This is a genomic window from Nocardioides sp. NPDC058538, from assembly GCF_042719275.1.
In the GTDB taxonomy this organism is placed as follows: Bacteria; Actinomycetota; Actinomycetes; order Propionibacteriales; family Nocardioidaceae; genus Nocardioides.
The window spans coordinates 70,832-79,032 of record NZ_JBHXNY010000019.1 but is presented as its reverse complement, the minus strand read 5'-3'; the positions used below and the strand labels follow the sequence as shown (position 1 = coordinate 79,032).

Annotated in this window: 6 protein-coding genes; 4 read left to right on the top strand and 2 right to left on the bottom strand. The window is 69.8% G+C overall.

Annotated elements, in window-relative coordinates; all coding sequences use genetic code 11:
* Positions 1-71 precede the first annotated feature (71 nt).
* Positions 72-1,106, bottom strand: coding sequence for a LacI family DNA-binding transcriptional regulator (locus tag ACFWQC_RS17640; protein WP_378680499.1), 1,035 nt, complete (start codon positions 1,104-1,106; stop codon positions 72-74).
* A 159-nt stretch (positions 1,107-1,265) separates the two neighbouring features.
* On the opposite strand from ACFWQC_RS17640, the gene ACFWQC_RS17635 reads away from it, so the two are divergent.
* Genes ACFWQC_RS17635 through ACFWQC_RS17620 form a run of 4 tightly spaced genes read left to right on the top strand, consistent with a single transcriptional unit; the run spans position 1,266 to position 6,948 of the window.
* Positions 1,266-2,558 (top strand): ABC transporter substrate-binding protein, encoded by a 1,293-nt coding sequence (locus ACFWQC_RS17635; RefSeq protein WP_378680496.1) that lies wholly within the window; start codon positions 1,266-1,268, stop codon positions 2,556-2,558.
* Between the two features lie 9 nt (positions 2,559-2,567).
* Positions 2,568-3,635, top strand: coding sequence for a carbohydrate ABC transporter permease (locus tag ACFWQC_RS17630; protein WP_378680493.1), 1,068 nt, complete (start codon positions 2,568-2,570; stop codon positions 3,633-3,635).
* Positions 3,635-4,531 carry a carbohydrate ABC transporter permease gene (locus tag ACFWQC_RS17625; RefSeq protein WP_378680490.1) on the top strand — a complete coding sequence of 299 codons (897 nt, stop codon included), beginning with the start codon at positions 3,635-3,637 and terminating at the stop codon, positions 4,529-4,531. Before ACFWQC_RS17630 ends, ACFWQC_RS17625 begins: the two co-directional genes overlap by 1 nt.
* 11 nt (positions 4,532-4,542) lie before the next feature.
* Positions 4,543-6,948: a beta-glucosidase gene (locus tag ACFWQC_RS17620; protein WP_378680487.1), complete on the top strand. Its 2,406-nt coding sequence runs from the start codon at positions 4,543-4,545 to the stop codon at positions 6,946-6,948.
* Here the strand turns inward: ACFWQC_RS17620 and ACFWQC_RS17615 are convergent.
* A complete protein-coding gene (locus tag ACFWQC_RS17615) occupies positions 6,945-8,141 on the bottom strand; it encodes an ROK family protein (RefSeq protein ID WP_378680484.1) in 1,197 nt (398 codons plus the stop codon). The genes ACFWQC_RS17620 and ACFWQC_RS17615 overlap by 4 nt on opposite strands.
* Positions 8,142-8,201 lie beyond the last annotated feature (60 nt).

The following is an 8,201-nucleotide window of genomic DNA, read 5'->3' as shown; positions in this document are numbered from 1 at the left end:
AAAATTCCCCCTCCCCCCCACAAACACCCCACCCCCCCCCCCCCCACTTCTGCCATCTCGGCGAACCAGAACTACGGTTTCGGCGGTGCCGCCGTGCTGCTCCGCACGACCAGCTCGGCGGGCAGCCGCAGATGGCGCTCGGTCTGCTTGCCCTCGAGCAGCTCGAGCAGAAGCTCGAGAGCGGCCCGGCCCATCTCGTGGAGCGGCTGGGCGACGGTGGTGAGCGGGGGAGTGGCGTCGCGGGCCTCGGGTACGTTGTCGAAGCCGATCACCGAGAGGTCCTCGGGTACGCGCAGGCCGAGCGAGCCGGCGACCTCGATGACCTTGATCGCGGAGATGTCATTGGCGGCGAAGATGGCGGTCGGACGCTCGCCGGCGGGGAGCGAGAGCAGCTCGCGGGCCGGTGCCTCGGCGAGCTCGGGGTGGTAGCCGCCCACCCGGATCAGGTCGGGGGAGACGCTGAGGCCGGCGTCGTAGAGGGCCTCGCGGTAGCCCTGCTCGCGCAGGCCGGCGGAGCGGAGGTCGGGGCGCCCGCCGAGGAAGCCGATGCGCCGGTGGCCGAGCCCGACCAGGTGGTCGACGGCGAGCCGGGCGCCGGTGATGTTGTCGGCGTCGACGGTCATCGGGCCGTCCGGCCCGGTGTGGGGGTCGATCGCGACGACCGGGATGGTGGTCTCGTCGGTGATGATCATCGACGGCGTGACCACGATCGCGCCGTCGATCAGGGTGTGACCGAGGCGGGAGAGCGAGCGGCGCTCCCAGCCGGTGTGGTTGTGGGCGCCGGTGCGTCCGGCGTGGGCCAGCAGCTCATAGCCGGTGCCGTCCAGCGCCGCCGAGATGCCCTTGAGGAGCTCGGCGGAGTAGGGCTCGAACTCGGCCACGAGCACGCCGATCACGCCGGTGGACTTGCGGCGCAGGCTCGAGGCGATCAGTGAGGACTGGTAGCCGAGCTCGTCGATGACCGCGAGCACCTTCTCGGCCGTCGCCTCGCTGACGCCGTAGCGCTCGTTGATCACCTTGGAGACGGTGGCCACGGAGACGCCGGCCTCGCGGGCCACGTCGGTGATGGTCACCCGGCGGGGGCGTGGCTGATCGAGCGTGCTCATGGCCTGACAGTAGCCCACTCGTGCCAAGATCGATAACCATCTACGAAAACGTTATCGACAACGATTGACATGGGCACCCGGACGCGCCATGCTCGACCCCGACGATGTGGCGGCAGTCACATACCCATACATCCATAGCTGTGACGAAGAGGTCCCAAGATGTCGAGGAAGACACAAGCGCTCGCCGCGCTGTGCGCCGGATTGATGATTGCCGCCACCGGTTGTGGTGGCTCGGGCGACTCCGGTGGCGGCGACGACAACACCATCATCTGGTGGCACAACTCCAACAACGATCCCGGGAAGGGCTACTACGAGCAGGTCGCCAAGGACTTCGAGGAGGAGAACCCCGGCGTCGACGTCAAGGTGCAGGCCTTCGCCCACGAGGACATGCTCACCAAGCTGGACGCCGCGTTCCAGAGCGGTGACCCCGAGCAGGTCCCCGACGTCTACATGGAGCGTGGCGGCGGCGAGCTCGCCGACCACGTCGAGGCGGGCCTGACCAAGGACCTGTCCGAGGACGCGGCCGACGAGATCGAGATGATCGGCGGCTCGGTCGCCGGCTGGCAGGTCGAGGACAAGACGTACGCCCTGCCGTTCTCCATCGGAGTCGTCGGTTTCTGGTACAACAAGGACCTCTTCGCCAAGGCCGGAATCACCGCCGCGCCGACGACGATGGATGAGTTCTACGCCGCCGTCGACAAGCTCAAGGCCGCGAACATCGCGCCGGTCTCGGTCGGTGGCAAGGACGCCTGGCCGGCCGCGCACTACTACTACTGGACCGCGGTCCGGGAGTGCTCGCAGGACGTGCTGACCTCGGCGGTCAAGAGTCTCGACTTCTCCGACCCCTGCTTCGAGAAGGCCGGTGAGGACGTCGTCGACATCGTCGCGAAGGAGCCGTTCAACAAGGGCTTCCTCTCCACCGGCGCCCAGGAGGGCCCGACCTCGGCCTCCGGTCTCCTCGCGACCGAGAAGGTCGCCATGGAGCTCGCGGGCCACTGGGAGCCCGGCGTGATGCAGGGCATCACCGAGGACAAGAAGGGCCTGGGCGAGAAGACCGGCTGGTTCTCCTTCCCGACCATCGACGGTGGCCAGGGCGACCCGGCCGCGCAGATGGGCGGCGGTGACGCCTGGGCTGTCTCCGAGGGCGCTCCCGACGCATCGGTCGACTTCGCCAAGTACCTGCTCTCCACCGATGTGCAGAAGGGGTTCGCCGAGAACGGGATGGGCCTGCCGACCAACCCCGACGCGGTCGGCTCGCTGACGGACCCCGCTCTGGCCGACCTGATCAAGGTTCGTGACAGCGCTCCGTACGTCCAGCTCTACTTCGACACCGCTTTCGGCCAGTCCGTCGGCGGCGCGATGAACGACGCCATCATCAACGTCTTCGCAGGGAAGGGCTCGGCAGCCGACATCGTCGAGGCCACCCAGGCCGCCGCGGACAAGGAAAAGTGAGTCGAACCTGTGACACACGACGTGACCGACCCCGCTCGGGCGGTGCCAGGACACGCCACATCGGGCGCCCGGCGTACAGCTCCTGTACGCCGGGCCCCCGGCGGTACGAGGGGTGCCGGACTCAGTGGTGACACCTGGCGCAAGCGATTCGAGATCCTTGTCTTCGTCACTCCCGCACTGGTGCTCATCGCGCTCTTCGTCGCCTGGCCGATCATCACCGCGGTGCGCTTCTCGGTCTATGACTGGAAGGGCTTCGGCGACCTGACCGACTTCGTCGGCCTGGAGAACTACGCCGAGGTCCTCGGCGACGAGGTCTTCCGAAGTGCGGTCGCCCACAACGCGGTGATCGTGGTGGGCTCGATCCTGCTCCAGCTGCCGCTCGGAGTGGCGATCGCGCTGCTGCTCAATCGGAGGATGAGGGGCCAGGGCCTGCTCCGGACCATCATCTTCGTGCCGTACGTCCTCGCCGAGGTCATCGCCGCGGTGGTCTGGCTGCAGCTGCTGCAGCCGCAGTACGGCTTCTTCGACGCGATGACCGCGAAGGTCGGGCTGACCCCGCCCGATCAGGGCTGGCTGGGCACTCCGGAGTACGCCCTGTGGGTCGTGCTCCTGGTGCTCACCTGGAAGTATCTCGGCCTGGCCGTGCTGCTTTTCCTGGCGGCCATGCAGGGTATCTCCGAGGAGCTCTACGAGGCCGCCCAGCTCGACGGCGCCTCCTGGTGGCAGACGCAGCGGCAGATCACCATCCCGCTGCTGGGTCCGACCATGCGCACCTGGGCCTTCTTGTCGATGATCGGGTCGATCCAGTGCTTCGACATGATCTGGGTGCTCACCCAGGGCGGTCCCGCGAATGCGACGAACACCATGGCGACGTACCTGATCGACGAGGGCACCAAGCGCCACAACTACGGCATCGCGGGCGCTGCCTCGGTGATCTTGTTCGTCATCGCCTTCGCGATGGCGCTGGCCTACCAGGTCCTCATCCTGCGTCGTGACACCCAGGACGACACCCAGCGATACACCCGGGCGGAGCGCGCTCTGGTCGGTGCTCTCTTCCGCAAGCGAAAGGCGGCGTGATGGCCAGCGTGACCCTCGAACCTCTCGCCGAGACCGGAAACGGCTCGGGCCGATCACCCCGCAAGCGGCGTCGCCGCAGCTTCGACGGCGGCAACCTGTGGGTCTACCTGATCGCGCTCGTCGTGGTCGCGATCACGCTCGGGCCCGTCCTCTACGGCGCGCTGGGCGGCTTCCGCAGCAACGCCCAGCTAGCCGACAAGCCGGCCGGGCTGCCCGACCCCTGGGTCTGGACGAACTACGCGGGCGTGCTGAACAACCCCTCGTTCTGGCAGTACGCACTCAACTCGACGATGATCGCGATCATCACCACGGTGGTGACCGTCGTCTTCGGGCTGATGGCGGCGTACCCGCTGGCCCGCTACCAGTTCCGCGGGCGCGAGGCCCTGTTCATGGTCTTCGTGCTCGGCCTGCTCTTCCCGGCCGCGGTGGCGATCATCCCGCTGTTCATCATCATCACCCGCAACCTGCAGATGGCGAACACGTGGTGGGGCGTGGCCCTGCCACAGGCGGCGTTCGCGCTGCCAATGACGGTGGTCATCCTCCGGCCGTTCCTGATGGCGCTGCCCAAGGAGCTGGAGGAGGCCGCCCTGATCGACGGCGCCAGCCGGATCGGCATCTTCTGGCGGGTCCTGATGCCGCTGTCCGCACCCGGGATGATCACCGTCGGGGTGCTGGCCTTCGTGACCTCCTGGAACGCCTACCTGCTGCCGCTCCTGCTGCTGCAGGACAAGATGCGCACGCTTCCGCTCGGCGTCGCCGACTTCTCCACCGAACACTCCGCCGACACCGCCGGTGTCCTCGCGTTCACCACGCTCGCGATGATCCCGGCTCTCGTGCTCTTCCTCGCCTTCCAGCGCCGGCTCGTCAGCGGCCTGCAGGGCGCGGTGAAGGGCTAGTAGGGACAACTGTGACTGAAAACGCCCCCCTTCCCGCCTGGCCGGACGTCTCCGACCGCGTGCGTGACCTGCATGCCCAGATGACCTTGGAGGAGAAGCTCGCCCAGATCGTGGGCTACTGGCTCGATCGCGGCGGCGACGTCGTCGCGCCGATGGCCAACGAGATGAGCAGCAACATCTCGGGAGGTGACCGGCGACTCTCGGAGATCACCGCCCACGGCCTGGGCCACTACACCCGGGTCTACGGCACCCGGCCGGTCGAGCCCGCCGAGCGGGCCGCCTGGCTGTGGGCCGAGCAGAAGCGCCTGGTCGACGAGACCCGACTGGGGATTCCCGCGCTGGTTCACGAGGAGTGCCTGACCGGACTCGCGACCTGGGAGGCGGCGACGTTTCCCACCCCGCTGGCCTGGGGAGCCACCTTCGACCCCGAGGCGGTCGAGGAGATGGCGGCGATGATCGGGTCCGACATGCGCGACCTCGGCATCCACCAGGGCCTGGCGCCCGTGCTGGACGTGATCCGGGACGCGCGCTGGGGCCGGTGCGAGGAGGCCATCGGCGAGGACCCCTACCTCGTCGGGACGGTCGGCACTGCGTACGTCCGCGGGCTGCAGTCGGCCGGTGTGCATGCCACGTTGAAGCACTTCGTGGGCTACTCGGGCTCGCGGGCCGGGCGCAACCACGCGCCGCTCTCGGCGGGTCCGCGCGAGATCGCCGACATCTTCCTGCCGCCGTTCGAGATGGCAGTCCTCGACGGTGGCGTGCGGTCGGTGATGGCGTCCTACAACGACATCGACGGTGTGCCGCAGCATGCCTCGGTCGAGCACCTCACCACGCTGCTGCGCGAGACCTGGGGCTTCGACGGGGTCGTGGTCGCCGACTACTTCGGTGTCGCGTTCCTGGCGGTGATGCATGCGATCGCTGCCGATCGCGGGAGGGCAGCTGCGTACGCCCTCGAGGCAGGTGTCGACATCGAGCTGCCGAGCGGGGATGCCTATCTCGAGCCGCTCGCGGCGCTGATCCGTTCCGGCGAGGTCTCCGAGGCGATCGTCGACCGGGCCGTGCTGCGCGCGCTGAAGCAGAAGGAGGAGCTCGGTCTTCTCGACGAGTCCTTCGCGGCCGGTCTGGAGGAGGGGGCTCCGGAGTCGATCGACCTGGACTCCCCGGCCCACCGCTCGCTGGCCCGTCGGCTCGCCGAGGAGTCGATCGTGCTGCTCAGCAACGACGGCGTCCTTCCGCTCAGGGGCGAGCTCGGCAAGGTGGCGATCATCGGCCCGAACGCCGACCGCTCCGAGGCGCTGATGGGTTGCTACTCCTTCGTCAACCACGTGATGGTGAGCTACCCCGAGAAGCCTCTGGGCATCGAGCTGCCGACGATCGCCGAGGCGGTCCGGGCCGAGCTCGGCGCCACCTCCTGCGAGGTCGTCGCCGGATGTGACGTCGAGGGCACGGACCGCTCCGGCTTCCCCGCGGCGGTCTCCGCCGCCGAGGACGCCGACGTGGCCGTGGTCGTCGTCGGCGACCAGGCCGGCCTCTTCGGTCGCGGCACGGTGGGGGAGGGCAACGACTCCGAGTCGCTCGAGCTCCCCGGCGTCCAGCGCGAGCTGGTGTCCGCGGTCGTCGCGACCGGCACGCCCGTCGTGCTCGTGGTCGTCTCCGGCCGCCCGTACGCCATCGGGTGGGCGCTCGACGACGAGACCCGCCCCGCCGCGGTGCTGCAGGCGTTCTTCCCCGGCGAGGAGGGCGGTGCCGCACTGGCGCGCGTCATCTCCGGCGCGGTCAACCCGTCGGGCCGACTCCCGGTCTCGCTGCCGCGGGTCTCCGGGACTCAGCCCTACAGCTACCTCCAGCCGCTGCTGGGCGGTCCGTCCGAGGTCACCAGCACCGACCCGACGCCGGCCCGCCCGTTCGGCTTCGGGCTCTCCTATACCACCTTCGGCTACAGCGGGCTCTCGGCCGACCGCTCGGTCGAGGCGGGTGGCAACTTCGGTGTCGAGGCGACCGTCACCAACGTCGGTGACGTCGCCGGGGTGGACGTGGTCCAGCTCTACGGACGCGATCTGCTCGCTTCGGTGGTCCGTCCGGTCACGCAGCTGCTCGGCTACCAGAGGGTGGCGCTGCAGCCGGGCGAGTCGGCGACCGTACGCTTCGACGTGCCGACGACCCGGTTGGCCTTCGCCGACCGCAGCTACAACCGCGTCGTGGAGCCCGGTGAGGTCGAGGTCTGGGTCGCCGCCTCGGCAGGGGAGAAGGTCGCCACCGCCGTGGCCGAGGGCATCGCCGAGCTCTCCGACGTCGAGGCCGCTTCGGCCGCCGGCGAGTCGGGCACCGACAAGGCTCTGGTCACGATCACCGGTGACGTGCACCGGGTCGGCCCCTCCGACCAGCGGATGACGACGGCGGCGGTCTCGCGCGTCTAGCCGGTGGCGCGGGCCGCCTGGCGGGCGAGATGGGCGGCGGGATCGGCGATGATGCGGCGTACGACGGTCCCGGCCGCTCCGCGCACGGCGGCGTCGCTGCCGAGCCCGGAGACCAGCAACCGGGGCGGTTCGACGGCACCACTGTGGTGGCTGACCGAGGCCGCGGTCGCCTTGGTCAGCCAGGGTGCGAGCGTTGCGAACGCGCCACCGAGCACGATCGCGGTGGGGTCGAGGAGGGTGATGACCGAGGCGAGCGCGACGCCGAGGTGTCGGCCGGCGCCGGCGACCGCGTCGAGCGCCGCCTGATCGCCCGCCTCGCAGGCCCGGGTGAGGTCGGCCATCGTCGCCACCTGCGCGCGGGCGAGGATCTCCTGCTGCCCGGCCATCCGCTCCAGGCAGCCGTGGCCGCCGCAGCCGCACCGCGGGCCGTCGGGAGCCACCACGACATGGCCGAGCTCGCCGGCGCCCGCGTGCGCGCCGCGGAAGACCTCGCCGCCGATCACGATGCCGCCACCGATGCCGATCTCGCCGGAGACATGCACGAAGTCGCGCAGGGGAGCGCCGTCGAGCTCATGACCGCCGAACCACATCTCGCCGAGAGCCGCCAGATTGGCCTCGTTCTCCACGTCGACCTCGAGCCCGGTGCCCTCGCCGACGGCGCCGGCGAGGTCGACGCGGTCCCAGCCCAGGTTGGGGGTGCGTACGACGGCACCCTCGACGGTCAGGCCGGGCACCGCCACGCAGGCACCCGACAGCGGCAGACCCTGGGAGGTGGCGCTGCGGGCGGCGGTGCGGGCCAGATCGATGAGGTCGGCGACCACGTCGTCGACCTCGCGGCCGCGGTTGTCGCGGCGTACGACATGGTGGTAGCGCGGCACGCCGGTCAGGTCGGTCACCACGGCGGCCAGGTAGTCGACGTTGACCTCCAGGCCGAGACCGGCGACGCCTCCTGGAGCGAGGTCGAGCGCCGTGGCGGGCCGGCCGCGCTCGGTCGCGGCCGGGGCGCTCTCCTGGATCAGGCCCGCGGAGATCAGATCGGACACCAGCCCGGATACCGACGACTTCGTCAGGCCGGTGCGCGCAGCGACCTGCGCCCGGGAGACCGGGCTGGTGCGGGCGACCTCGCCGAGCACGAGCGCGAGGTTGCTCGCCCGCATCCCGGCATGCTGGGCAGGCTCGGTTCTGACGGTCATGCACGGGATTAGACCAAGTTCTGAACTTTAGGTCAAGCGACCCGCATCCAAGTGTGCAGA

Excerpts from the sequence above, each read along its gene's own strand:
- ACFWQC_RS17640 (WP_378680499.1), bottom strand. The coding sequence starts at position 1,106 with ATGAGCACGCTCGATCAGCCACGCCCCCGCCGGGTGACCATCACCGAC.
- ACFWQC_RS17635 (WP_378680496.1), top strand. The coding sequence starts at position 1,266 with ATGTCGAGGAAGACACAAGCGCTCGCCGCGCTGTGCGCCGGATTGATG.
- ACFWQC_RS17625 (WP_378680490.1), top strand. The coding sequence starts at position 3,635 with ATGGCCAGCGTGACCCTCGAACCTCTCGCCGAGACCGGAAACGGCTCG.
- ACFWQC_RS17615 (WP_378680484.1), bottom strand. The coding sequence starts at position 8,141 with ATGACCGTCAGAACCGAGCCTGCCCAGCATGCCGGGATGCGGGCGAGC.